Annotated in this window: 22 protein-coding genes; 8 read left to right on the forward strand and 14 right to left on the reverse strand. The window is 60.7% G+C overall.

Features of this window, described 5'->3' with window-relative positions; all coding sequences use genetic code 11:
• Positions 1-25: 25 nt before the first annotated feature.
• The 3 genes from B9G99_RS01100 to B9G99_RS01110 form a co-directional block, all read right to left on the reverse strand.
• Complete coding sequence (locus B9G99_RS01100; RefSeq protein WP_335617621.1) at positions 26-1477, reverse strand: N-acetylmuramoyl-L-alanine amidase; 1452 nt, start codon at positions 1475-1477, stop codon at positions 26-28.
• Between the two features lie 79 nt (positions 1478-1556).
• Complete coding sequence (tsaE, locus tag B9G99_RS01105; RefSeq protein WP_227875868.1) at positions 1557-2042, reverse strand: tRNA (adenosine(37)-N6)-threonylcarbamoyltransferase complex ATPase subunit type 1 TsaE; 486 nt, start codon at positions 2040-2042, stop codon at positions 1557-1559.
• Positions 2043-2111: 69 nt separating this feature from the next.
• Positions 2112-3611: an NAD(P)H-hydrate dehydratase gene (locus B9G99_RS01110; RefSeq protein ID WP_086620366.1), complete on the reverse strand. Its 1500-nt coding sequence runs from the start codon at positions 3609-3611 to the stop codon at positions 2112-2114.
• A gap of 361 nt (positions 3612-3972) precedes the next feature.
• Between B9G99_RS01110 and queG the strand changes: the two genes are divergently transcribed.
• Complete coding sequence (queG, locus tag B9G99_RS01115) at positions 3973-5085, forward strand: tRNA epoxyqueuosine(34) reductase QueG (protein WP_418268961.1); 1113 nt, start codon at positions 3973-3975, stop codon at positions 5083-5085.
• A gap of 26 nt (positions 5086-5111) precedes the next feature.
• Here the strand turns inward: queG and orn are convergent, their stop codons facing one another.
• Positions 5112-5657: an oligoribonuclease gene (gene orn, locus B9G99_RS01120; RefSeq protein ID WP_086620368.1), complete on the reverse strand. Its 546-nt coding sequence runs from the start codon at positions 5655-5657 to the stop codon at positions 5112-5114.
• 153 nt (positions 5658-5810) lie between these two features.
• On the opposite strand from orn, the gene rsgA reads away from it, so the two are divergent.
• On the forward strand, positions 5811-6827 hold the full coding sequence (gene rsgA, locus B9G99_RS01125) for a small ribosomal subunit biogenesis GTPase RsgA (RefSeq protein ID WP_086620369.1): 1017 nt from the start codon (positions 5811-5813) through the stop codon (positions 6825-6827).
• Between the two features lie 93 nt (positions 6828-6920).
• Here the strand turns inward: rsgA and B9G99_RS01130 are convergent, their stop codons facing one another.
• Complete coding sequence (locus B9G99_RS01130; RefSeq protein WP_227875869.1) at positions 6921-8249, reverse strand: NCS2 family permease; 1329 nt, start codon at positions 8247-8249, stop codon at positions 6921-6923.
• Between the two features lie 186 nt (positions 8250-8435).
• Here B9G99_RS01130 and B9G99_RS01135 point away from each other — a divergent pair, with 186 nt between their 5' ends.
• The 3 genes from B9G99_RS01135 (at position 8436) to B9G99_RS01145 (ending at position 10606) form a co-directional block, all read left to right on the forward strand.
• Complete coding sequence (locus B9G99_RS01135) at positions 8436-9263, forward strand: sulfurtransferase (RefSeq protein WP_086620371.1); 828 nt, start codon at positions 8436-8438, stop codon at positions 9261-9263.
• 86 nt (positions 9264-9349) lie between these two features.
• Positions 9350-10228 carry an archaetidylserine decarboxylase gene (asd, locus tag B9G99_RS01140; protein WP_086620372.1) on the forward strand — a complete coding sequence of 293 codons (879 nt, stop codon included), beginning with the start codon at positions 9350-9352 and terminating at the stop codon, positions 10226-10228.
• Between the two features lie 81 nt (positions 10229-10309).
• On the forward strand, positions 10310-10606 hold the full coding sequence (locus tag B9G99_RS01145; RefSeq protein ID WP_086620373.1) for a YciI family protein: 297 nt from the start codon (positions 10310-10312) through the stop codon (positions 10604-10606).
• A 72-nt stretch (positions 10607-10678) separates the two neighbouring features.
• On the opposite strand, the gene epmA is transcribed toward B9G99_RS01145, so the two are convergent.
• Together epmA and efp are read right to left on the reverse strand one after the other, a co-directional pair.
• The gene (epmA, locus tag B9G99_RS01150; RefSeq protein WP_086620374.1) at positions 10679-11662 is read right to left on the reverse strand and encodes an EF-P lysine aminoacylase EpmA; all 984 of its coding nucleotides are present in this window, start codon (positions 11660-11662) and stop codon (positions 10679-10681) included.
• Between the two features lie 83 nt (positions 11663-11745).
• Positions 11746-12312: an elongation factor P gene (gene efp / locus B9G99_RS01155; RefSeq protein ID WP_086620375.1), complete on the reverse strand. Its 567-nt coding sequence runs from the start codon at positions 12310-12312 to the stop codon at positions 11746-11748.
• 138 nt (positions 12313-12450) lie between these two features.
• On the opposite strand from efp, the gene epmB reads away from it, so the two are divergent.
• Positions 12451-13509: an EF-P beta-lysylation protein EpmB gene (epmB, locus tag B9G99_RS01160; RefSeq protein WP_227875870.1), complete on the forward strand. Its 1059-nt coding sequence runs from the start codon at positions 12451-12453 to the stop codon at positions 13507-13509.
• 10 nt (positions 13510-13519) lie between these two features.
• On the opposite strand, the gene B9G99_RS01165 is transcribed toward epmB, so the two are convergent.
• The 3 genes from B9G99_RS01165 to B9G99_RS01175 all read right to left on the reverse strand — a co-directional run bounded on the left by B9G99_RS01165 (position 13520) and on the right by B9G99_RS01175 (position 16476).
• On the reverse strand, positions 13520-13849 hold the full coding sequence (locus B9G99_RS01165; protein ID WP_086620376.1) for a protealysin inhibitor emfourin: 330 nt from the start codon (positions 13847-13849) through the stop codon (positions 13520-13522).
• On the reverse strand, positions 13846-14889 hold the full coding sequence (locus B9G99_RS01170; RefSeq protein ID WP_086620377.1) for a M4 family metallopeptidase: 1044 nt from the start codon (positions 14887-14889) through the stop codon (positions 13846-13848). Before B9G99_RS01170 ends, B9G99_RS01165 begins: the two co-directional genes overlap by 4 nt.
• 195 nt (positions 14890-15084) lie before the next feature.
• A complete protein-coding gene (locus tag B9G99_RS01175; RefSeq protein ID WP_227875871.1) occupies positions 15085-16476 on the reverse strand; it encodes a lytic murein transglycosylase in 1392 nt (463 codons plus the stop codon).
• Positions 16477-16621: 145 nt separating this feature from the next.
• On the opposite strand from B9G99_RS01175, the gene B9G99_RS01180 reads away from it, so the two are divergent.
• Complete coding sequence (locus B9G99_RS01180; RefSeq protein ID WP_086620378.1) at positions 16622-17092, forward strand: DUF4385 domain-containing protein; 471 nt, start codon at positions 16622-16624, stop codon at positions 17090-17092.
• 41 nt (positions 17093-17133) lie between these two features.
• Positions 17134-17463: a 5-carboxymethyl-2-hydroxymuconate Delta-isomerase gene (locus B9G99_RS01185; protein ID WP_086620379.1), complete on the forward strand. Its 330-nt coding sequence runs from the start codon at positions 17134-17136 to the stop codon at positions 17461-17463.
• Positions 17464-17467: 4 nt separating this feature from the next.
• Here B9G99_RS01185 and B9G99_RS01190 read toward each other — a convergent pair whose 3' ends face one another.
• From B9G99_RS01190 to parE, 4 genes are all read right to left on the reverse strand, one after another.
• Positions 17468-19198 (reverse strand): HD domain-containing phosphohydrolase, encoded by a 1731-nt coding sequence (locus B9G99_RS01190; RefSeq protein ID WP_086620380.1) that lies wholly within the window; start codon positions 19196-19198, stop codon positions 17468-17470.
• Positions 19199-19299: 101 nt separating this feature from the next.
• A complete protein-coding gene (serB, locus tag B9G99_RS01195) occupies positions 19300-20496 on the reverse strand; it encodes a phosphoserine phosphatase SerB (RefSeq protein WP_086620381.1) in 1197 nt (398 codons plus the stop codon).
• Positions 20497-20588: 92 nt separating this feature from the next.
• A complete protein-coding gene (gene parC, locus B9G99_RS01200) occupies positions 20589-22835 on the reverse strand; it encodes a DNA topoisomerase IV subunit A (RefSeq protein ID WP_086620382.1) in 2247 nt (748 codons plus the stop codon).
• A 2-nt stretch (positions 22836-22837) separates the two neighbouring features.
• On the reverse strand, positions 22838-24718 hold the full coding sequence (gene parE / locus B9G99_RS01205) for a DNA topoisomerase IV subunit B (RefSeq protein ID WP_086620383.1): 1881 nt from the start codon (positions 24716-24718) through the stop codon (positions 22838-22840).
• Positions 24719-24788 lie beyond the last annotated feature (70 nt).

A 24788-nucleotide genomic window follows, 5' to 3' on the forward strand; every position in this document is an offset into this window, starting at 1 on the left:
GGATGAATGCAGGCATGACCATCCATCAGGGGATAGTCAGTACCTGCCCCAGACGCAGCACATCGGTATCAAGACCGTTGACCCGACGAAGCGCCGCCAGCGACACGTTCTGGCGCGCCGCAATCCCCGACAGCGTATCACCAGGCTGAACGCGATACTCGTTGGAAGCACCGCCGCGGTTCTGGTCACGCTGCCACGCCAGCAGGCTGTCGGGCGGGGGGCTGCGCAGAAAGTGCTGGCGAATCCCCTGAGCGATGGCCTGCGCCAGTTTTTCCTGATGCGCAGGAGACTTGAGCTGACGCTCCTCGGATGGATTGGTCAAAAAGCCGGTTTCGACCAGAAGCGACGGAATATCCGGCGATTTGAGCACCACAAAACCGGCCTGCTCGACGCGTGAATGGAACAGCTTGTTGAAACTGGAAACACGGCTGAGCACGTCCGTGCCGGCCGACAGTGAATCGTTGACGGTTGCCGTCATGCTCAGATCAAGCAGCACGCCGCGCAGCACCTGATCCTTGTCATCAAGGTTTAGATCGCCATCCACACCGCCGATCAGATCGGAGCGGTTTTCACTCTGCGCCAGCCAGCGAGCGCGCTCTGAAGTTGCACCGTGCTGGGACAGGGCATAGACAGAAGTGCCTCGAGGCGACGAGGACCCCCCGGCATCAGCATGAACCGACACGAAGAAATCGGCATGATGCTTGCGGGCAATGCGTGTCCGGCCGCGCAGTGGAATAAAGGTATCGTCGCTGCGGGTCATGTAGGCCTTGAATCCGGGCATGGCATCAAGCTTGGCCTTGACCCGCAGACCAATCTGCAACACCACATTTTTTTCATGAGCCCCACCCGGGCCGGAGGCGCCCGGGTCCTTGCCACCGTGCCCGGGATCAACCACCACGATGATATCGCGTCGCGGATGAGGCTTGGCCGTCTGGCGTGACTCGGCCGTCGGCTCGTTGCTGACCTGCTGTGCCACCTGCGGATTTTCCGTGGGCCGGCTGCTGGCAAGCTTGCTGCGAGCGGCCTGCTCCTGCCTCTGGATCATGGCCGTGATGGGATCTTCGCTGCCGCCTGACGCTTTTGAGCCGCTGCCACCCTTTCCGGGGGCCAGATCCACCACCAGACGATGGCCGTGCCCGCCTCCCGGGGGCAGCTTGAAGGCATTGGGCGTGGCTTGGTGCTCGAGCTCCACCACCACGCGAAGATCAGAGCCATCGCGCACGCCGGAACGCACGTCCCTGACCAGTCCGCGACCGTCCACGGCGCGACTCAGGTTCGTGTCCAGAGTGGTATTGGACAGATCGATCACCAGTCGTGCCGGGTCATCCAGAGTGAATACATCGGCGTTGACCTCGCTGGAGAGATCAAACACCAGCCGTGTTCCGTCGCTGTCGGTCCACTGCCGAAGCCCCTCAAGCTGGGCGGCCTGAGCGGCATTGGCCATGAGGCTCAGCATGATCATGGCAAAAAGGGTCAAAAAAGCTGCCGGAAACTTCATCACTGCCTTATCACTGTATTGGTGTTCATGGCGGGCATGGCCGGCCCGGAATCAGACATCATGAAATGTCCCGGGCAGCATCCGCCAGTTGTTGCAGGGCCTGTACGCCATGCTCGCTGCCGGCCTCGAAGACCAGACGCCGTCCCTGATCCATCAGCGACAGCGTAATGACAACATCGGCAGCGGGCAGCCAGCCTTCACCACGTACCGGCCACTCCACGAGCGTCAGAGCCTCATCGGCAAACATCTCGCGCCCCCCCAGAAACTCGAGCTCTTCGGGATCGCCCAGACGATAAAGATCGAAGTGATAGACCCGACCGGCCGCCAGATCGTAGGGCTCCACCAGCGTATAGGTCGGGCTCTTGACCGCGCCTTCATGGCCGAGTGCACGCAGAACGCCCCGGGACAGCGTGGTCTTGCCGGCTCCCAGGTCGCCGTTGAGATACACGATGCCGCGATAGCCCAGCGCCTCGGCCAGCCGTCGGCCAATGGCTACCTGTGCGGCCTCATCGCCGGATTCAAGGATGATGGTTGTCTTGCTCACGTTAACCCACTCTAAACTGATCAAGGCCCTGCCCTGTTATCGGCAGGCCACCATGTTAATGACATCCTTTCACCTGCCGGGATTAGCGCGGCGGCGCGCGTAGCATGCCAGATCACTTGCCAGCAGGCCACGTTCGCCCTGGTCGCGCGCCGCATCATCGGCGGCCAATCCATGGATCAACACGCCGCTGGCTGCGGCCTCCAGCGGCGAAAGGCCCTGTACCAGCAGTGAGGCAATCATGCCGCCCAGCACATCCCCCATCCCACCGGAGGCCATGCCCGGGTTGCCGAAAGGACTGATAAAGCATGCCTCAGGACCTTCACCGCCGACCACCAGCGTGCCGGCCCCCTTGAGCACAATCACACCGCCATAACGGCGATGCAGGCTCAGCGCCGCCTGGTAACGATCGGCCTGTACTTCCGCCACGCTGCAATCCAGCAGCATGGCCGCTTCCCCCGGGTGCGGGGTCAAAATCCAGTCATCGCGACGCTCGCCGGCGTAACCTGCCGCCAGCAGGTGAAGCCCATCGGCATCCACCAGCCTGGGGCCATCGGCCTTCATGACCGTCTGCATCAGCCCCTGCCCCCAGGCGCCCTGACCCAGCCCGGGCCCGATCAACACGGCCGTGGCCTTGTCGACCAGCGCCTCGATATCCAGCCCGTTGCGCGCCTCATGTACCATCATTTCCGGACAGCGCGTCAGGGCCGGCGGAATGTGCACGCTCGCCGTGGCCAGACTCACCAGCCCGGCGCCCAGGCGCGCGGCGGTCTCGGCGCTCATGATGGTTGAGCCACCAAAGCCCGGCTGGCCACCCACTACCAGCAGATGACCACAATCCCCCTTGTGGGTGGTGGGACGCCGACGGGGCAGCGTCTCCTTGAGCCGCTCAGCCACCAGCAACTCGCCCACATGGTCGCTCTCTGAAAGCGCCACCCTGGCGACGCTCAGGGGCGACAGAACGATCTCACCAGTGACGTCAGGTGCCTGGCCGGTATACAAGCCAAACTTGCGTGCGATAAAGGTGACCGTTAGATCGGCCTTTACCGCCTCACCCAGCAGCGCGCCCGTATCGGCATGCAGCCCGGAAGGAACATCCAGCGCCACGACCGGCGCGCCTGATCGATTAATGCCTGCAATGGCACTGTCAAACGGCGGGCGTATTTCGCCCCGAGTACCGGTGCCCAGCAGGGCATCAACGATCACGTCGGTGTCGAAAGGAATCACGGTATCCGGATGCCAGTCCTCAATGGTCACACCGCTTTCGCGCGCCAGATGTACTGCATCAGCGGCCTCGCCCTGTAGCTGATCCGGCGTGCGCAACGCCAGAAGCTGTACATCCAGCCCCTTTTGGCATGCCAGTGCCGCCACCACATAGCCATCACCACCATTGTTGCCGCTGCCACAAAGAATGCACAGGCGCCGTGCCGTGGGCCAGCGTCGGATAATTTCATCCAGAGCGGCACGGCCGGCCTGCATCATCAGGGCAAATCCCGGCATGCCCTGTTCGATGGTACGTTGATCCAGCGCCTGAACCTGTCGGGCGCTGTAGAGTCGTGCATTCGCCGCCATGGCATTCTCCTTTCGGACCGTCCGTGTCCTTGATATTGATTGAGGCTGTCTTGCGCGGCCGTCAAACACGTTCAGCCAACATGGGCCGACAAGCAGTGTTGTGACCCTGCCACCCTGCGCAGGTTCCGATCATCAGCGCTTTCTGATGGTTCAAAAACGTCTCTTTGGCCGAAAGCGCAGGCACTGTCATACTGTCGCCTTCATGTCGCGCTTCACTCAACGGGCCGCCATTATGCCCCGCATTACCGAGCCTCGAGGCTCGCATACCATGACCACTGCTTCTTCAAATACTGCTTCAGACATGGCCCTGCACCATGACACCGATGCACCGCCCGCGCCCGGGACGCTCGACCCTGCCCGGATGGCCGAAAAACTTCGGGTCTGGGCACGCGAGCTGGGCTTTCAGCAGCTGGGCATTACCGACACCGACCTCGATGCTCATGAAGACCATCTCCATCGGTGGCTGGAAGCGGGCTATCACGGCGAGATGGACTACATGGCACGCCATGGCACCAAACGTACTCGCCCGGCCGAACTCGAGCCCGGCACGCTGCGCATCATTAGCGTACGCATGGACTACCTGCCGCCCGAAATCGAGAGCACTCGGGTACTGGGTCAGCCCGAACGTGCCTATGTGGCACGTTACGCGCTCGGGCGCGACTATCACAAGCTGATCCGCAAGCGTCTGACCCAGCTGGCGCAAAAGCTGCAAAAGGAGATCGGGACGTTCGGCTTTCGCGCCTTTGTGGACTCCGCACCGGTCATGGAACGCGCGCTGGCCCAGAAGGCGGGCATCGGCTGGTTCGGCAAGAATGCGATGATTCTCAACCCTAAGGCCGGGTCGCTGTTCTTTCTCGGCGAGCTTTATACCGATCTGCCCCTGCCCGTGGATGAACCCTTTGAAGGCGATCACTGCGGCAAGTGTACGCGCTGTCAGACCTGGTGCCCCACCGGCGCCATCGTGGATGACAAGGTCATCGATGCAAGGCGCTGCATCTCCTATCTCACCATCGAAAAGCATGGCTCGATCCCGCTGGAATATCGCCACGCCATGGGCAACCGCGTCTTCGGCTGCGATGACTGCCAGCTTGTCTGCCCTTTCACGCGATTCACGCGTACCACAAGAGAGCAGGACTTTGCCCCGCGCCATGCGCTGGATCGTGCCCGGCTGGTCGATCTTTTCAACTGGAGCGAGCCCGAGTTTCTCGAGCACACGCAGGGCAGTGCCATCCGACGGCTGGGCTATGAACGCTGGCTGCGCAACCTGGCCGTAGGACTGGGCAACGCCCCCTTCAGCGAAGAGATTGTTTCGGCGCTCAAGGCGCGCCTGGCCTGGCCCAGCGACATGGTCCGTGAGCACGTGCGCTGGGCGCTGTCGCAGCAGCTTCAAAAGCGCGATGACGCTCGAGAAGCGGCGTTAGCGCCACTGATCGAGGCCGGTTTCAAGGACATCATCGCCCGCCAGCCGGCCTGATCGGCAAAACCGGGGTCGAAACAGAACTACAACGCCAGCAGATTGGCGCGGTAGTAGCGCAGCTCCTCAATGGAGTCACGGATGTCATCCAGCGCCAGGTGCGTGCCCTGTTTGCTGATGCCGGAAAGAATCGAGGGCTTCCAGCGACGTGCCAGCTCCTTGAGCGTCGAGACATCCAGATTGCGGTAGTGAAAGAAGGCTTCCAGCGCCTGCATTTCATGCTGCATGAAACGCCGGTCCTGATGGACGCTGTTGCCGCACATCGGTGAGGCGCCCTTCTCGACGTGCTGCTCCAGAAAGCGCAGCGTCGCCTGCTCGGCTTGCTGCGTGGAAACGCGGCTCTGACGCACTCGCTCGGTTAGTCCTGTATTGCCGTGAGTGCGGGTGTTCCAGTCATCCATCAGCGCAAGCTGCTCATCGCTTTGATGAATGGCCATGACAGGGCCTTCGGCAATCACGTTGAGCTGGTTGTCGGTCACGATGGTGGCGATCTCGATAATGCGGTCCCGCGCCGGATCCAGACCGGTCATTTCGAGATCGATCCAGATCAGACGTTCATTTTGAGTACTCATCACACATTCCGGATAGACTTGAAGGGAGATTCTTCCCGATGCCCCTGATGGGCCGGGATGAAACACGAATGCCCTAAAGCGTACAATTGCGCGACGCTTTCCACCAGCCGGGATCGGCGCCGGCGTGCAGGCCCACCACCGCCCAGGAGTTTCATGAGTCAACGCAAGCTATCCCGCCAGCAGCGCTGGCGTGTCGAGAAGGTTCAGGCCGAGCGGGCCAGGCGCGCCGAAAAGCGCGAGCAGACCGACCAGCGCCAGCTGGCCGAGGGAGAATACGGTCCAGAACAGCTCGGCCGCGTGGTGGCGCACTTCGGCCGCAACATGGAGGTGGAAGGCAGCGACGGCGTGCGCCATTTGTGTCATCTACGCGCCAATCTCGACACGCTGGTGACCGGTGACCGGGTCAGCTGGCGCGAGGCAAGCGATGGCAGCGGCGTAGTTGAGGCGCGCCTTGAGCGTTATTCGACGCTGGAGCGCCCGGATGCCCGTGGCCGACTCAAGAGCGTGGCGGCCAACATCGATCGCATCATGATCGTATTTGCCGTGGAGCCCGAGCCACACCCGTTTCTGATCGACCGCTATCTGGTGGCCGCTGAAGCTACAGGGATCGCGCCGGCGCTGGTCCTTAACAAGATGGACCTGCTCGATGAGTACCACGCGCTACACGCGCTGGCCAGTCGCTATCGGGCGCTCGGATATCCGGTCATTGGCGCCTCGACCAGACGTGACGGCGGGCTCGAGGATCTGATCGCGGCCATGGATGACACCACCGCCGTGTTCGTGGGCCAGAGCGGCGTGGGCAAGTCTTCCCTGATCGATGCCCTGCTGCCGGATGAATCACTGGCCGTGGGTGAACTTTCAGTGGACAGTCGCAAGGGCCGCCATACCACCACCACCGCACGGCTTTATCACTTCAGCCAGGGCAGCGGCGCCCTGATCGACTCTCCCGGCATCCGCGAGTTCGGCCTGGGCCACCTTGATGAGCAGCAGGTCGAAAACGGCTTTATCGAGTTTCGCCCGTACCTGGGCCACTGTCGCTTCCGCGACTGCCGTCATCGTCATGAGCCCGGCTGCGCCATTCTGGCTGCCGCGGAAAACGGCGAGATTCTTCCCGAACGACTGGAAAGCTTCCGCCGCATCGTGCATGAACTCAATGCCCCGCCCCGATAGTCTCCTGTCCTTTCCGTGACGCCTCATCATCGACAATCAAAAAGGGACCGCCCGAAGGCGGCCCCCTGAGCCATGACTTCTGCCGAGCAACGCCTACTCCTGAAACAGCAGCAGCAGTGACAGCGCGGCCAGAATCCACATGGTCGGGTGAATCTCGTGACGCTTGCCCACGCCTGCCTTGACCACCACAAAAGCCAGAAAGCCAAAGACCACGCCGTGCGTGATCGAATAGGTCAACGGAATCAGGATCATGGCGATAAAGGCCGGAATGGCGTCGTCAAACTCGTACCAGTTGATATGACGAATCGGGTCCAGCATGAACACGCCGACCATAATCAGCGCCGGCGCCGTGGCAATCGAGGGCACCAGTGACAAAAGTGGTGACAAGAAGAGAAACGGCAAAAAGAGCAGCGCTGCCGTTACTGCCACCAGCCCTGATCGCCCGCCCTGACTGATGCCTGCCGCCGACTCGACATAGGCATTGGCCGGGCTGGTCCCCAGTGGTGCAGAGATGACTGCCGACATCGCATCGACCATCATGGATTGGCGAATATTGCGCGGCTCGCCGTTGCGATCCAGCAGCTTGCCGGCCTGACATACCCCCATGAAGGTCGACAGCGCGTCAAAAAACGTGGTGAACAGCACCACGAAGATAAACGGCCAATAGGCGATATTGAGCGCCCCGATCAGATCAAGCTGACCCACGGCGCTGAAATCCGGCAGGGCAAAGATGCCGTTGAAATTGACCAGCGTCGCCGTACCGGTGGGAGAAAATGCGCTGGCATCGCCCCAGAACCGGCCAATGGCCGTCGCCATCAGCGTTGTGGCCACAATGCCGATGATCAATGCTCCCGGCATGTTGCGCGCGACCAGAACGGCGGTAATGGCAAGGCCGATCAGAAAGGTCACCAGCGTCGGGGTCATCTCGCCCAGGCCCACTACGGTCGCAGGATTACTGACCAGAAAGCCCGCATTGACCAGACCAATGACCGTGATGAAAAGCCCGATGCCACAGGAGATGGCATAGCGCAGCTGCGCAGGAATGGCATCAATGATATAGCGGCGTACGTTGAGCACCGCCAGCACGGCAAAAAGGATGCCGGCCCAGAACACACACCCCAGCGCCGTCTGCCACGGGATGCCCGCGCCAACAACCATGGTGTAGGTAAACAGCGCGTTGATGCCCATGCCCGGTGCCACCAGAATCGGGTTGCGCGCATAAAGGCCCATCATCAGGCTGCCAAAAAAGCTGACCAGCACCGTGGCGGTCAGGGCACTGGCAAAGGGAATCCCTGCCGCATTCATGATGGTTGGATTGACCACAATGATGTACATGGCCGCCAGAAAGGTGGCGATGCCGGCCAGGATATCGCGACGTACGCTGCTGCCCTGACTTGTTATTTTAAAATACGATTCGAGCACGCTGACTCTCCACTTGCACTGTTGTCTATCCTGATAATGGGTTGATTGTCGACATATCCCTGCCAATGGTGTCGCTGGAACACCGTTGTCCCTTAAGACTGGCATTGCCACCGTTCGCGAGCGGCCATCGAGTGTGCAATGCTTGTGCCATGTTAACCCGCTCGCGTCACCAAAAGGAGAGTGAGGATGTCACAGGACGAGGCAAGGTTTCCCAGAATCATTGAGCCCCGGGCGCTGTCGGCGCATCTTGAGGCGCCTGATCTTTTGATCATTGATGTGCCGGCCAGCGCTCAGAGCTATCAGGACGGCCACGTCCCCGGCGCCGTTTTTCTCGATTATCGTCGTCTGCTGTCGGGTCAGGCCCCGGTGGCCAATGACGTGCCTGACGAGGATGCCCTCTCGACACTTTTTTCCGAACTGGGCCTGACGCCCCAGACGCACGTCATTGTCTACGACGATGAAGGCGGTGGCTGGGCCGGACGACTGGCCTGGACACTCACCCTGCTGGGCCATGACCAGTGGTCCTATCTCAACGGCGGCATTCACGCCTGGCGAGCCGACGACCTGCCCCAGTCACAGCAGCCACATTCGCCTACCCCTTCACGTTATCAGGCCCGCATTCAACACCCGGAACTGATGATCCAGCGCGAGGAATTGATCGAGCGCCTTGAAGACCCCGAACTTGCCATCTGGGATGCCCGCAGCCCCGAGGAATATGACGGTCTAAAGGGCAACAATCAGCGTCTGGGCCATATCCCCGGAGCGGTCAATCTCGAGTGGACCGACACCATGGACAAGGCGCGCCATCTGCGGCTGCGTGACCTGTCGGAACTGGTGACTGAACTGGCCGCCCTGGGCATCGATGCCGACGGCGACATTGCCACGCACTGTCAGAGCCACCATCGCAGCGGGCTGACGTGGATGATCGGCTATATTCTGGGCTACAACATTCGCGCCTACCCCGGTTCCTGGCAGGAGTGGGGCAATCGCGACGATACCCCCATCGAAACCTGACGCTCTGCCCTGCCGGTGCAAGGCTTGAGCCTCCGGCAGGGGTATGTAACATTGCCTCCCTTCATGACTGTTTTCAGGTGCCTCTTTTGAATCGCGATCGTCTGTTTGCCCTGCTGCAATATCCGCTGCCCCAGCACGCCATTTCCCGACTGGCAGGACAGCTTGCCGATGCGCGCACGCCCTGGATCAGGGATACGTTCATTCAGCGCTTTGCCAGTCACTACGATATCGACATGAGTGAAGCGCTTGAACCCGATCTCGGCGCGTACAAGAGTTTCAACGACTTTTTTACCCGTGCCCTCAAGCCTGATGCCCGCCCCATCGACTCCGGGATCGTTTCGCCTGCTGACGGTGTGCTCTCGCAGTTCGGACGCATCGATCATGGCACCTTGATGCAGGCCAAGGGCCATGCCTACTCGCTGACGGCCCTGCTGGGCGGTGATGATGCTGCGGCCGCCGAGCTGCGCGATGGCAGTTTCGCCACCGTCTATCTCTCGCCGCGAGACTACCACCGCGTGCACATGCCACTCGAAGGACGCCTGATTCGCACCATCTACGTGCCCGGAAGGCTCTTTTCCGTCAACCAGGCGACCGCTCGTGAAGTGCCGGGGCTTTTCGCCCGCAACGAACGGCTGGTCTGCCTGTTTGAAACCGAACTGGGGCCGATGGCACTGGTGCTGGTGGGTGCGATGATTGTGGCCGGCATCGAAACCGTCTGGTCGGGTCAGGTCACCCCGCTGTCGCGCCAACCGCACAGCAATGACTGGGCCAGAGGCGACATCACCCTTGGCAAGGGCGATGAAATGGGCCGTTTTCACCTCGGCTCTTCTGTTGTCATGTGCCTGCCAAAGGCCTACTCCTTCGTTGATACCCTCACCCCCGGCATGAAGATTCGCCTGGGTCAGCAGCTGGCACCTGATCCCGACATTCCCGCCGACACGCTCACACCGGAAGAGCTTTCCTGAGACCTGAACTCACCGAAAAATGGTTCGGGCTTTTATCGAGCCGCGGCTGCCTCGAATGACGGCGCCTTAAAGGAACAAGACATGACACAATTTACGCTGCTGGCCTGGGACTACACCGATGAGGGCGCCCTCGAGCGCCGCATGGGCTGTCGAGAGAAGCATCTGGAGGATCTTCGCGAGCTTGCCCGGCAGGGGCATTTCATCAGTGGCGGCGTCATCCTGGATGATGACGGCAAAATGATTGGCTCCAATGTCCACTGCCGGTTTGAAAGCCGGGAAGCGCTGGAGGCCTGGCTCGAGACGGAGGTCTACGTCACCGAGAAGGTCTGGGAGCATATCGATGTTCGCGAGATCAAACTGTTCGACCCGAACGCCTGACCCCGATACCTGAAACGCCCCGTGGCGAGATGACGACGGGGCGGATCAAATCATCATGTGATGCCGACCGAATCAGCAGCGGGCGGTGCCAAAGGCCATGGCTCTATCGATATCATCGATGCCCAGTGCCAGCATGACCAACCGATCGACCCCCAGCGCCACGCCGCAGCCCTGCGGCATGCCAGCGCGCAGTGCCGCAATCAGGCGTTGATCTGCCTCGACCTGAGGTTTACCCAGCGCCAGACGCCCCTGATTGTCCGCCTCAAAACGGGCCTGCTGCTCATCGGCATCGGTCAGCTCATCAAAGCCGTTGGCAAGCTCGATGCCCTCCAGATAGATCTCAAAGCGCGCGGCCACCATCGCACCGTCATGATCAATGTGTCGACGCGCCAGCGCCGCCTGGGAAGCCGGATAATCCATCACGACATCAAGCCCCTCTCGCCCCAGAAGCGGCTCGATGACCAGCGACATCAGAAGGTCACAGCAGTCATCGCGTGACCACTCGCCCGTGTCGGCATCTGAATGCTGCGCGGCCCTGGCACGCAATGCTGCCAGCGTCTCCGGGCACTCCAGTAGCGGGTCCACCGACAGGTGGGTGATGAAAAGCGCTCGGTAGGCATTCAAGCGCACCGCTGGCAGAGGCCTGTCCAGCACGGTCTCGATCAGCGTCACGACCTCCTGAATCAGCGCCTCGAGTTCAAAGCCGGGGCGATACCACTCCAGCATGGTGAACTCGATGTTGTGACGCCGCCCCGCTTCATTGTCTCGAAACACTCGCGACAGCTGAAAAATGGGGCCGCTGCCGGCCGCCAGCAGACGCTTCATGTGGTATTCCGGCGACGTCTGTAACCAGAGCCGCTCATCACCGTTCATGGTGCGGGCACCGAGAGAGAGCGAATCCAGATGCACGTCACTGCTGCCGGCATGGCCCAGCACGGGGGTTTCCACTTCAAGCACATCACGCACGTCAAAAAACTCGCGGATGCGACGCATTAGACCTGCGCGCGCGCGCAATACCTCTAGGGTGGCGCCGGGGCGCCAGTCATCAGCACTCATGACACATCATCCATTGATGGAATGGGGCCAAACGCAAACGCCGGACCATGAGGCCCGGCGTTTGCCATACTTCGGGACACGCCTTATGCGCGGCTGACGTACTCACCGCTGCGGGTATCGATCTTGAGCGTTTCACCCTGATTGATGAACAGCGGCACACGCACTACGGCACCGGTGGTCAGAGTGGCCGGCTTGGAGCCGCCCTGGGCCGTGTCACCCTTGAGGCCCGGATCGGTTTCCACCACTTCCAGTTCGATGAAGTTGGGCGGCGTGACCGAGATGGGATTGTCGTTCCAGAGCGTAATGGTGTAGACCACCTGTTCCTTGAGCCACTTGGAAGTGTCGCCCACGGCCTTCTTGTCGGCAGCGAACTGCTCAAACGAGCCGTCGGTTCTCATGAAGTGCCACATCTCGCCATCGTTGTAGAGATACTCCATGTCGATGTCGAGCACATCGGCACCTTCCAGCGATTCGCCGGACTTGAAAGTGCGTTCCCAGGTGCGGCCGGTCATCAGATTGCGCAGCTTGACGCGGTTGAAGGCCTGACCCTTGCCGGGTTTGACGAGCTCGTTTTCGACGATGTTGCAGGGATCGCCGTCGAGCATCACTTTCAGACCGCCCTTGAATTCGTTGGTAGAATAGCTTGCCATAACGCCTCGTTGTGTTCGCAGCCGTCTGAAAACCAGAAAGACTGCGGGGACAGTAAATCAACAAAAGGCTCCGACGCCCTGCCCATTCGGGCCCGGCGACGTCGAAGCATTACAATGTATGCGATGATAACGCGAACCATGCAGCCTGTGCAGACTATCTCTTTATCCGCTGACGGTAACGACAGCGATCCCGACCAGAGCTGGCAGTCGCAGCTCTCCGGCGCCCTTCGTGACCCGAAGGCGCTGCTGGCCGCCGTTGGCCTTGACAACCGCTGGCTGCAGGGCGCCCGGGATGGCCACGAAGCCTTTGAGGTTCGGGTGCCACAGGCCTATCTGTCGCGCATCAAAAAGGGCGATCCTGCTGATCCGCTGCTGCGACAGGTGCTTCCACTGGGCAGCGAGACACAGGCGGTGGCAGGCTATGTCACCGACCCGCTGGAGGAGGCCGATCACACCCCGGCCGCCGGGCTGATTCACAAGTATGCCGCACGCGTATTGATGATCACCAGTGGGGCCTGTGCGATCAACTGCCGCTACTGCTTTCGACGCCATTTCCCCTACGAGGATCACGCCGCCTCCCGCGCACAGTGGCGCAAAACGCTCGACTATCTGCGTGATGACGAGTCACTGATCGAGGCCATTCTTTCCGGGGGCGACCCGCTTGTCTCAAGCGATGCCAGGCTTTCCTGGCTGGTCGGCGAGCTTGATGCCATCCCCCATCTCAAGCGGCTTAGGCTGCATACGCGGCTGCCGGTGGTCATTCCCGATCGGGTCGATGACGCCATGCTTGAATGGCTCGCCGCGACGCGGCTTCAAAAGGTGGTCGTGCTGCACATCAATCATGCCAATGAAATCGATGACAACGTGATCCGGGCCTGTGACAGGCTCAAGAGCGTTGGCGTGACGCTGCTTAACCAGAGCGTGCTGCTGCGTGGCGTCAACGACGATGTCGAGATCCTCAGAGCGCTGTCCGAGCGTCTGTTCGAGGCCGGCATCCTGCCCTACTACCTGCACGTGCTGGACCCGGTGGCGGGGGCCGCCCACTTTGATGTGCCGGATGATGAGGCTCAGCGACTTCATGACGCGCTAAGAGATCAGCTACCGGGATTCTTGCTGCCACGACTGGTGCGTGAGGTTCCAGGAGAGCAGGCCAAGACACCGGTCCAGGCCCACCACACGTCTTCGACGCCACGATAAACCGGTCACCTCAGTCGTCGCAGGGTCCGTTTTTCCAAAGCGACACCAGCGACTCCGGAGCACGATGTTCGGGAACATGCAGGGTGATCACATCGCTATCGCTACCGACGGGCATGATAATGATGCGAAAATAGCGCTGGTCGCCCTGTCCGGCCTGATCTCCGGCACATTTCAGCTGTTCCGCTTCATCCAGCAGTCTGCAGACCTTCTTGCGCTGCGACAGGGAGCAATCATGAAAGGCGATCTCGCGAGGACGCACCAGTGCCGGCATATGGGCCACGCCGCCCTCTCGCGCCAGGCGAACGCGTGCACGTTCGCCCAGAGTGTGTTGATAACTCATACTTCGACACCTACGCCCAGCCAGCCATCGCGGACGGCATCACGCACCTCGTTGCCTTCAAACAACTGGTCGGCGTTGTCCAGCGTCAGGCGGGCGAAGTCCTCGAATTCAGCATCGTTGGCCAGTCGGTTGTCAGTCAACGTGGCATACCAGACCCGCCCGGCGCGGTCCCAGCTGTAGCCACCCAGCGCCATGGCCGTCAGGTAAAAGGCGCGATTGGGAATGCCGGAATTGATATGAACGCCGCCGTTGTCCTCATTGGTTTCCACGAAATCGCGCATGTGCGCCGGCTGCGGGTCACGGCCCAGCAGCGGATCATCGTAGGCCGTGCCGGGTTCGGACATTGAACGCAGTCCCGTGCCGTTGATACCGGGGGCCAGCAGCGCCCGACCGATCGACCAGTCAGCCTCGTCAACCGTCTGATTGGCGTCGTACTGGGCCACCATCACGCCGAAAACATCCGAGACGGATTCATTCAACGCACCCGACTGGTTGTAGTACACAAGGCCTGCTTCACGCTCGATAATGCCATGGGTCAGTTCATGGGCAACCACATCCAGCGCTTTCGTGAAGGAAAGAAAGATTTCGCCATCACCATCGCCAAAGACCATCTGATAGCCGTTCCAGAAGGCATTCTGATAGTCCTCGCCATAATGCACGGTACCCAATAGCGCACCGCCCTCATCATCGATGGCGTTGCGCTCAAACACTTCCCAGAAAAAACGGTAGGTCGCGCCGAGGTCCTTGTAGGCTTCATCCACGGCCTCATCACCAGTGCTATGCTGCCCCTCGCGCCGCACCTGCTCTCCCGGCAATTCCATGGTGTTGCCCGCGTCAAAAATGTAACGCAGGGGTTCACCCCTGGCGCCACGACGCGCATCGGTGGGCGACGTGTGACGCTCGGTGCGGGCCCTGAAACGGGAATCGAGTGTCAGGGTGTTCAACGCGCAACGGCGATGGCGGTCGTTGCCGTGTTCAATCAGGTAATTGAGTAGATGGGGGGGAATGACCCCATAAGGGTTGTTGCGCGTCGCCTTCATGATGACCCTCCAACTGTCCACCGCAGTCACCTCACACAAGGGGTGTGCGGCCGTCACTGTCTGTCATTGAATCCTTTCGCCAATAAGCCTAGTCGATCACGGACGGGGGACTCCTTTAAGTGTGATGAATCGTCACACCGACTTTTGTCTAACCCCGCCCGAGATTACAGATTTCGCTGCCTGACGTGCTGCCCGTCAGGATGACGGCTGACGCAGTGCCTCGAGCACGCTGCTGCTGGGAAACCCATCCGGGGTCCTGCCGACACTGCGCTGCCAGGCCCGCAGCCCTTCCCGGGTATTGGGGCCCATGATGCCGTCGGGCGTGCCGGTGCCAAAGCCCTTCTGATTCAATAGCGTCTGCATTTCTTTGGTCTGCGAACGCGTCAGCGGTTTCAGACCTCGCGGCCAGTTACCCTGTACGCCGGGACCGCCATCAATGCGCTGTGACAATAGCGCCACGGCGAGTGCGTAGCTGGTGGCATTGTTGTAGCGCATGATGACGCGAAAGTTGGGCCCGACCAGAAAGGCAGGTCCCTGAGCGCCGGCGGGGGCAATAACGGAGGCCTGATCGAACGCCGGCATGGATTGCCCCTGCACCGGGCGAACGCCCTGCGCCTGCCAGTCCTGAGTGGACTGACGCGTGGAGAGTTCGGTACGGGTGTAGTCAAAGCCGTCCGGCAACGTGACTTCAACGCCCCAGGGCTGACCACGCTGCCAGCCATTTTTGACCAGATAGTTGGCAGTAGACGCCATGACATCAGGGATACTGCCCCAGATATCGCGACGACCGTCGTTATCGCCATCCACGGCATAGGCCAGAAAGCTGGTGGGGATAAACTGGGTATGCCCCATCGCACCGGCCCAGGACCCCAGCATATGGTCACGGTCGATATCGCCTTCCTGAATGATGCGCAGCGCCGCCATCAGCTGCTCTTCGGCAAAGGCATGGCGTCGCCCCTCATAGCCAAGCGTGGCAAAGGCATCGATGGTCGAGAAGCTGCCGAAGTTGCTGCCATAGTTGCTTTCGATACCCCATATGGCCGTAATGACCGAGCCCGGAACGCCGTAACGGTTCTGCACCTGGTCGACAGTGCTGCGATGCGCGGCCAGCTTCTGGCGGCCATTATCGACCCGGCTTGTGGAGGCTGCGCTGTCGAGGTACTCCCAGATCGCCCGGGTAAACTCCGGCTGCGAACGGTCCAGCTCAATGATGCGCGGCTGATAGCGCACGTTTGCCAGTGCCTCGTCCAGCGTGGCAGGCGTAATGCCCTGCGCGCGCGCTTTCTGTCGAAACTCGCTGACCCATTGATCAAAGGATTCACGCTCGGCAGGCATCTGGTCATCGCGGCCGGGAGCGCTGGCGTCGGCGACCGGCGATGACGTGCCGATACCCTTGTCACTGGAAACTTCGTTCGCTGACGCCGCCTGTGGTGTGGACGATGTCTGCGACGATGGCGAGGCACCCGCCTGGCAGCCCTGCATCACGCCGCTGCCAAGCAACAGTGTCAGCATCAGCGTACGCGCGCGCGTCACTGACATGCCGGCGACGCGACATGATGATTCCTTTTCCTGAACTCGTAGTGGCATTACCGCTTTCCTGTCTGATGAGCTGAACTATCATGGCTGATAATGCAGGGCATTGACCACTTTTGAGCCCATGACGTGACCGGGTATTTCAGCATCGCTTCATGGAGTGCCCGACAGGCCAATTCACGGATGACAGGATAAAGGCATGAGCAGGTCAAAGGCCGCCCTGACCGGGCAGCCAGATCAAAATGATGGCAAGAAGCCGGACTGTCGCAGGCATCCGGAACATTATCGAGTGGGCCGTGGTGAACAGGGCGTACTCACCGTTGAACCCTACAAGGGAGAGCTGCTGCCCCACTGGCGCTTCAAGACGCCGGACGATGCGCGCGCCTCATCTCAAAAGCTGCTGGAAATGTTTGAGGATTACCGCGCTCATGATGACTTTGTCGGCATGGACATGGCGCGCAAGTTCATTCAGATGGGCCATACCCGCGCCCGACGCTATGCCAACTATCCCGGCGGGCGCAAATACGATAAAAATGGTGAGATTCGCGAGCGCGACATTGACGAGGAAAAGGCCGAATCGGCGGCCATCTTTGAAAAGGTCTGGATAAAGGTTCGCGAGGACGAGGACTATCTGAAACGCAAGAAGGCCCATCAGCGCGCTTATGGCTGACAACCATCGTAGCCGCAAGGCCTCCATCACGGAACATCGACATGCCCACACTACTTTTCCATCACTCCGGCGAGCTTTCTGATGACACGCTTGCCCCGCTGATGGACGCCCTGCATCACTGCGCGCTGGATTCAGGACTGTTTGAAGCGCGTGCCATCAAGGTCGCCACGCTGCCCCTTTTTCACACGCGTCAGGCCGGCGAGGCAAAACCCTTCGCCATGCTGCAGGTACGCCTGTTTGCCGGACGAACACAAAACCAGCGGCTGGCACTGTCAACTGCCCTGCTGTCCACCATCAACGAGCATATAGGCGAGCACATGAGCGCCACTGTCGAGATGGTGGAAACCGATCGCGACACTTTCTCGCGCTGAGAGATCACCAGGGCGTCATCGCACTGTCATGGCGCCCGACACAACCTTCAAGCGATCCCAGTTGCACCAGTTCTTCCCCTTCAAGCATCTGATTCATGCGCTTGTTGTGAGTCAGCTCACGCACCACTCGTACCCGTGACGGCTGCCCCCTGGCATCAAGGCGCATGACCCAGGCCTGAAAGCCGCTTGAAAATGCGACCAGCGAGCCAATTGGTGTGAATCCGTAGCGTTTGACGTAGCGATTGACACTGGCAGTATCAAACTGACTGCCGGCGTTGAAAATGTGGCGATAGATATCCAGCGGCAGCCAGGCCGGACGATCCGAACGTGCGCGACTCATGGCATCCATGGCATCCACCACCGCGGCCATCCGCGCCAGACGGTTCAGCGAATGCCCTTTCAGAGCGCGTGGATAGCCACTGCCGTCGAGTCGCTCGTTGATACTCAGCAGCACATCCCGGCGCATGTCGGAGGAAACGCCGTCTCTTTCGATGCGAAAGCGCAGCAGTTCCACGTGGGCATGCAGGTGCGACAGCATGGCATCGTCCATGCTGCCCTGATGCAACCGCACCTCTTCGGGCAGCAGGATCTTGCCGAAATCATGCACCATTGCACAGGCCATCATCTGCACGATCTGGTCCGTGGTACGGTCACCGCTTTCCAGATCAGCCAGTCGCACAGCGACCGACAGACCATGGCATACCAGCGGCGTGGAATGAGGCTCGACACAGGCCAGCGCATACAAAAGCGCCTGGCGATCTTCCTGCAACAGCGACAACAGCATGCGTGACTGCTCACACAGCACCGCTGTTTCCAGACTCATGCCGGCCTGCAGATTGATTAGCTGGACGCCCAGCGCGCGGGCAATGCTCTTGACGTTATCAAACAGGGGCAGTGACACCGGCGCCTCTTCCTGAGGAGAAGCCAAAGGCTCCATCTCAAGGGCGGCACTGCCTTCGTTAAAAAGCCTTGAAGGGGCCACCGCCCGTTCAATCGGAGCCTCCAGACGCACGGCCTCTCGCTCAATTTCGCGCACATAAAACCAGACCTTGCGCTCAAAATCGGCCAGGCTGGCATCAAAGACAATCCCTACCAGCACATCGCTGTTGTCATCGCTACAGCGCATATGACGCACGCAGCCGCTGGCGTCAAAGACCTCGGAGTTGGGAAAGACCGCCCGCAGCCGATGCAGCGGCATGCCGATCTGAAAATTGATCGCGTCGTTGACCGACACCGCAATCAGACAGCCACCAATGGAGAGATCCACCAGCCGCCCCTCTACTTCGCAGCCGCCTCGCTGCGCGGTCATGAGCATATTGACCTTCATGCCACGCTCGAGTGTGGCTCGAAAAAGATTGCGCTGGCGAGTCAGCTTGAGCGATACGGGCAGTGCCGCACGAATATCGAGCCAGTCGCCCTGCCCGCCGATCTTGAGCGGACGCATCATTGCGCTGCTCATCGTCATCGAGCTGTACTGGATATCAAGATAAAACGGAAGGCGCTGGGTCAGAAGCGAATCGAGATCCCTGAGAGCACTGGCCCTGAGCACGCACTGATGCAGATCGCGGTCCAGCAGGGCCAGGGTGACGGGATACTGAACGTCAAGGTCTTCAAACCGAATCGTGAGTCGAGCATCACTACTGATCAGATCAGCAAAGGTGTCGACGATCTGATCCGGCGCGCCGATGTCCAGGTGACGCGCCTTGCTTACATTGAGATTGGAATCTGGAAACATGAGATTATCCACCGGGCAGGCATTGAGCGCCCTAAATGCCCGTGATATCGGCACGTTACCGCCTTACTTGAGTGCGAACCCTGCGACCTGCCCCCCGAGCCTCACCCCTGCATTCGGCAATGAGCGTCGTGGCCCAGCAGATACAAAATGGCGTCCAGCCCGAGAACGGACAGCGACATGCGCGCCTTTTGCCGCACCAGCGGCTTGGCGTGAAAGGCAACGCCCAGCCCGGCCTCAGCCAGCATTTTCAGATCGTTGGCGCCATCACCGACGGCCACGGTCTGCTCTGGCGCAATACCGTGACGCTCAGCGATTTCCCTGAGCAGCACCGCCTTGCGCTCGGCATCCACAATCGGCAGATGCACCTCTCCGGTGACGATGCCGTTCTCGATCACAAGCTCGTTGGCGTGAACCTCGTCAAAGCCAAGCCGCTTTTGCAGATAGCGAGCAAAATAGGTAAAGCCACCCGACAGGATCGCCGTGCGATAGCCGAGTCGTTTAAGGCTTGCCATCAGGCACTCAAGGCCGTCCATCAACTCAAGGCCATCGGCCACCTCTTCAAGCACCGATTCGCTGAGTCCGTTGAGCATCGCCATACGCTCGCGAAAGCTCTGCTGGAAGTCGATTTCACCGCGCATGGCGCGCTCGGTGATGGCCGCTACCGCCTCATAAACACCATGGCGACGCGCCAGTTCATCGATCACCTCGGCCTTGATCAGGGTGGAGTCCATGTCAAAGCAGATCAACCGGCGCTGATGACGCCATGGGCTATCTTCCTGCAGGACGATATCCACGCCCTGCTCCGCGCCGAGCGCCAGAAGCTCTTGCCTAAAAACATCGATATCCATCGCCTCGCCGCGAAGGTGATATTCCAGGCACACCCCCTCGACAGGCACGCGCTCGATCAGAGAAAACGATCCGGACAAACGCTGCATCCGCTCGATGACAAGCCCCTGCTTACCTATCCAGCGATCCACCTGCGCCAACAGACCCGCCGGCAACTGCGCGGCCATGAGCGTCATGATCAGCCCTGAAACCTGATGCCGTCCCTCCCAGTACTCATATGTCGCCTGATCAATCTCATGAAGCGACAGTTCAAGTCCTGTGGCGTCGCTCACGGCCTGAAGCGATGGCATCTCATCACCCTCGATCAGCGCCTCAAGCACGGCCTGACCCAGCGTGACGCGCTGATCGATGTCGAGCAGCTGAATGCCGCTGTCATCAAGCGTCTGGCTCAATGTGGCCAGCTGGTTGGCCCTGGCCGGACCGGTGGCACGTAGCAGCAGCCTTTGATTCATGTTGTTCTCTTGCATGTTCCAGGGAAAAAAAGCTCAAGGCCGGGGGTTACCCCACCGGCCTTTCCAATGACGATCCGTCGCATCACAACGTGCTATTCGACGTCCAGACGATCCACCTTCTGAAAGCCTTGCGGCAGCTTCATGCCCCGCTTGCCGGCACTGCTCACGTAACCGGCCAGCTCATCGCCCGCCAGACGTTTCTTGCGCTTGCCGGCATGCACCACCAGCGCACTGCCCGGATCGAGCACGATCCAGTCACGCACGAACTCTTCCCGATTGGCGGCGCGCGTACCAGTAATGTCCATCATGCGCGACCCCTTGCCCTTGCTCATCGCCGGCAGCTGACTTGCCTCAAATACCAGCAGTCGCCCCTCATTGGAGACTACGGCCACCCGTTGCGCCTCGCCCGAGAGAGGCAGCGGCATCAGAACGTCGCAGCCTTTCGGAATGCTCAGTACCGCCTTGCCGGACTTGCTGCGCCCGATCATCTCTTCAAGCGCCACACTGAAGGCATAACCGCCATCGCTGCCCAGCAGATAGCGCTGCGAGGGCGCCCCGATCATGGCCGCACGCAGCTTTGAGCCGGCCGCCAGGTTGACCCGGCCTGACACCGGCTCGCCCTGCCCGCGCGCCGAAGGCAGCTGATGGGCGGCCAGCGTATAGGCCCGACCGCTGTCTTCGAGCAGAACCAGCGGCTGATTGGTCTTGCCGTGGGCGGAGAAGGCGTAGCTGTCACCGGACTTGTAGGAAAGACTTTTTGGATCAATGTCGTGACCCTTGGCGGCGCGAATCCAGCCCTTCTCGGACACCACGACAGTAATCGGATCCGCGCCAAGCAGATCGGCCTCGGAGAGCGCCTTCGCGTCCTGACGCTCGACCAGCGGACTGCGACGATCGTCACCATAGGCCTTGGTATCGGACTTCAGTTCACGCTCGATCAGCTTCGTCATTTCCCGTTCGCTGCCCAGAAGCTTCTGGAGCTGCTCGCGCTCACGTTCAAGCTCGTCGCGTTCGCCCTTGAGCTTCATCTCTTCAAGTCTGGCCAGATGGCGCAGACGCAGCTCGAGAATGGCATCGGCCTGACGCTCGCTGAGCCCGAAATGGGCGATCAGGGCAGGCTTTGGCTCATCCTCCTCACGAATGATGCGAATCACCTCATCGATATCGAGATAGGCGATCAGCAGACCTTCCAGAATGTGAAGGCGGTCTTCTACCTTGCCGAGCCGATGCTCCAGACGCCGGCGCACGGTGTTGCGTCGAAACGACAGCCACTCATCAAGCAGGCGATCCAGCGACATGACCTGCGGGCGCCCGTCCAGCCCGATCAGGTTCATGTTGACCCGCGTGCTCTTCTCCAGGTCGGTGGTGGCAAAGAGATGGTCCATCAAAGCATCCACATCGACGCGATTGGAGCGCGGCACGATCACCAGTCGGGTGGGCTCTTCATGCGTGGACTCATCGCGCAGATCCGCCACCATCGGCAGCTTTTTGGCCTGCATCTGGGCCGCCATCTGCTCCAGCACGCGCGCCCCGCTGACCTGCCAGGGCAGTGCGTTGATGATGATGTCGTTGTCTTCTCGGGTGTAGCGTGCCCGCATCTTCACCGAGCCGCGACCAGTGGTGTAAATCCTTTGCAGATCGGCAGCCGGCGTAATGATTTCAGGCGCCGTGGGGAAGTCCGGTGCCGGCAGCCGCTCGCAGAGCTCTTCTACGCTGCAGTCGGGATGACGCAGCCGGTGGATAGTGGCTTCGACCACTTCACGCACGTTGTGCGGCGGAATGTCGGTCGCCATGCCCACGGCAATGCCGGAGCCACCGTTGAGCAGCACATGTGGCAGGCGCGATGGCAGCACCGCCGGCTCATTCATGGTGCCGTCAAAGTTGGGAATCCAGTCCACGGTGCCCTGGCCCAGCTCGGAGAGCAGCACCTCGGAAAACCGGGTCAGCCGGGACTCCGTGTAGCGCATCGCCGCGAACGACTTGGGATCATCCGGACTGCCCCAGTTACCCTGGCCATCCACCAGTGGGTAGCGATAGCTGAAGGACTGGGCCATCAGCACCATGGCTTCATAGCAGGCACTGTCGCCGTGCGGATGAAACTTGCCCAGCACATCGCCGACGGTACGGGCCGACTTCTTGTACTTGGCATTCGCCGTCAGCGACAGCTCGCGCATGGCGTAAACGATGCGGCGCTGTACGGGCTTCAGGCCGTCGCCGATATTGGGTAGCGCACGATCAAGGATGACGTACATCGAATAGTCGAGGTACGCCTTTTCGGTATAGCTTCGAAGCGCCAGACGCTCGACGTCGCCCTCGCGCACGTGAATATCCATGGTCATTGTCAGACGTCTACCTCAGCCATATTGCCGTAACGTTCCAGCCATCCGCGCCGATCACCGGCGCGCTTTTTGGACAGCAGCATGTCCATCAGCTCCAGAGTGTCATCACCGGCTTCGCGGGTCAGCTGCACCAGTCGACGCGTGTCCGGCGCCATGGTGGTCTCGCGAAGCTGCACCGGGCTCATCTCGCCCAGCCCCTTGAAACGCTGGACGTTGGGCGTGCCTCGGCGGCTGGCCAGTTTCTTGAGCACGGCCGCCTTCTCGCTCTCATCCAGGGCGTAGTGCACCTCCTTGCCCAGATCGATGCGATACAGCGGCGGCATGGCGACAAACACATGACCGGCATCCACCAGTGACGGAAAGTGACGCACAAACAGCGCGCACAGGAGCGTGGCAATGTGCAGCCCGTCGGAGTCGGCATCGGCCAGAATGCAGATCTTGTGATAGCGCAGGCGCTCAAGATTATCGCTGCCCGGGTCCATGCCCAGCGCCACGGCGATGTCATGAATTTCCTGAGACCCCAGCACCTCCTGAGAGTCGACCTCCCAGGTGTTCATGATCTTGCCCTTGAGCGGCAGGATCGCCTGAGTTTCACGGTTACGCGCCTGCTTGGCGCTGCCGCCGGCCGAATCCCCCTCGACCAGAAACAGCTCACCGACCGTCGGGTCCTGGCTGGAGCAGTCCGCCAGCTTGCCGGGCAGCGCCGGCCCCTGGGTCACCTTCTTGCGCGCGACCTTTTTGGATGAGCGCTGTCGGCGCTGAGCGGCGCTGATGACCAGCTCTGCCAGCTGCTCGGCCTGGGCGGTGTGCTCGTTGAGCCACAGCGAGAAAGCATCCTTGACCACCGCCGAGACAAAACCCGCCACGGCACGCGAGGAGAGGCGCTCCTTGGTCTGGCCGGCAAACTGCGGCTCAAACATCTTGATCGAGAGTACAAAGGCCACCCGTTCCCACAGGTCATCGCCCGAGAGCTTGACGTTGCGCGGCAGCAGACTGCGGTAGTCACAGAACTCGCGCAGTGCCTCCAGCAGTCCGGTACGAAAGCCATTGACGTGGGTACCGCCCAGCGTGGTGGGGATCAGATTGACGTAGGATTCGACCAGCGCCTCACCGCCTTCGGGCAACCATTGAATCGCCCAGTCGACGCTGTGCTCATCGTCTTCGAAGCTGCCCACAAAAGGCGAAGCCGGCAGCGGTTCGAAACCGTCGGTGGACTGGGCCAGATAATCACGCAGCCCGTCCTCGTAATGCCAGGTACTGACATTACCGTTGCTTTCGACCAGCTTGACCTCAAGGCCAGGACAAAGCACGGCCTTGGCGCGCAGCAGATGCGACAGGCGCGCCACGGAGACATTCGGGCTGTCAAAGTAGGCCGCTTCCGGCCAGAAACGGACCGTGGTGCCGGTGGCCTTTTTCGGGCAGTCACCGATAACGGCCAGCTCTTCGATCTTTTCGCCAAAGGCAAAGGCAGTGCGATAGCGCTTGCCGCCCTTGCAGACTTCCACTTCAAGGCGCTCGGACAGGGCGTTGACGACGGACACCCCCACGCCGTGCAACCCGCCGGAAAAGCGATAGCTGGACTGGGAGAACTTGCCGCCCGCATGCAGGCGCGTCAGGATCAGCTCGATCCCGGATACCCCATGCTCGGGGTGAATATCGATGGGCATACCGCGGCCGTCATCGACCACTTCAATGGCGCCATCGTCGCGAAGATGCACGCTGATCTTGCGTGCGTGTCCGGCCAGCGCCTCATCAACGCTGTTATCCACCACCTCCTGAACGAGGTGATTGGGCCGGGTCGTATCGGTATACATACCGGGGCGCTTTCTCACCGGCTCAAGACCGGAAAGCACCTCGATGGAACTGGCACTGTACTGGGTCATACGTGAAATCGCGTCAGAAATGAACGAGAAGCGCTCATCGTCAAGCGCCGAAGGGGCTCTCTGGAATAAT

The organism is Kushneria konosiri (genome assembly GCF_002155145.1).
GTDB lineage: Bacteria > Pseudomonadota > Gammaproteobacteria > Pseudomonadales > Halomonadaceae > Kushneria > Kushneria konosiri.

Coding starts and splice junctions, on each gene's coding strand:
- B9G99_RS01110 (WP_086620366.1), bottom strand. CDS start 3,611: ATGGCGGCGAATGCACGACTCTACAGCGCCCGACAGGTTCAGGCGCTG.
- queG (WP_418268961.1), top strand. CDS start 3,973: ATGGCCGAAAAACTTCGGGTCTGGGCACGCGAGCTGGGCTTTCAGCAG.
- orn (WP_086620368.1), bottom strand. CDS start 5,657: ATGAGTACTCAAAATGAACGTCTGATCTGGATCGATCTCGAAATGACC.
- rsgA (WP_086620369.1), top strand. CDS start 5,811: ATGAGTCAACGCAAGCTATCCCGCCAGCAGCGCTGGCGTGTCGAGAAG.
- B9G99_RS01135 (WP_086620371.1), top strand. CDS start 8,436: ATGTCACAGGACGAGGCAAGGTTTCCCAGAATCATTGAGCCCCGGGCG.
- B9G99_RS01145 (WP_086620373.1), top strand. CDS start 10,310: ATGACACAATTTACGCTGCTGGCCTGGGACTACACCGATGAGGGCGCC.
- epmA (WP_086620374.1), bottom strand. CDS start 11,662: ATGAGTGCTGATGACTGGCGCCCCGGCGCCACCCTAGAGGTATTGCGC.
- efp (WP_086620375.1), bottom strand. CDS start 12,312: ATGGCAAGCTATTCTACCAACGAATTCAAGGGCGGTCTGAAAGTGATG.
- epmB (WP_227875870.1), top strand. CDS start 12,451: ATGCAGCCTGTGCAGACTATCTCTTTATCCGCTGACGGTAACGACAGC.
- B9G99_RS01165 (WP_086620376.1), bottom strand. CDS start 13,849: ATGAGTTATCAACACACTCTGGGCGAACGTGCACGCGTTCGCCTGGCG.
- B9G99_RS01170 (WP_086620377.1), bottom strand. CDS start 14,889: ATGAAGGCGACGCGCAACAACCCTTATGGGGTCATTCCCCCCCATCTA.
- B9G99_RS01175 (WP_227875871.1), bottom strand. CDS start 16,476: ATGCCACTACGAGTTCAGGAAAAGGAATCATCATGTCGCGTCGCCGGC.
- B9G99_RS01180 (WP_086620378.1), top strand. CDS start 16,622: ATGAGCAGGTCAAAGGCCGCCCTGACCGGGCAGCCAGATCAAAATGAT.
- B9G99_RS01185 (WP_086620379.1), top strand. CDS start 17,134: ATGCCCACACTACTTTTCCATCACTCCGGCGAGCTTTCTGATGACACG.
- B9G99_RS01190 (WP_086620380.1), bottom strand. CDS start 19,198: ATGTTTCCAGATTCCAATCTCAATGTAAGCAAGGCGCGTCACCTGGAC.
- serB (WP_086620381.1), bottom strand. CDS start 20,496: ATGAATCAAAGGCTGCTGCTACGTGCCACCGGTCCGGCCAGGGCCAAC.
- parC (WP_086620382.1), bottom strand. CDS start 22,835: ATGACCATGGATATTCACGTGCGCGAGGGCGACGTCGAGCGTCTGGCG.
- parE (WP_086620383.1), bottom strand. CDS start 24,718: ATGACCCAGTACAGTGCCAGTTCCATCGAGGTGCTTTCCGGTCTTGAG.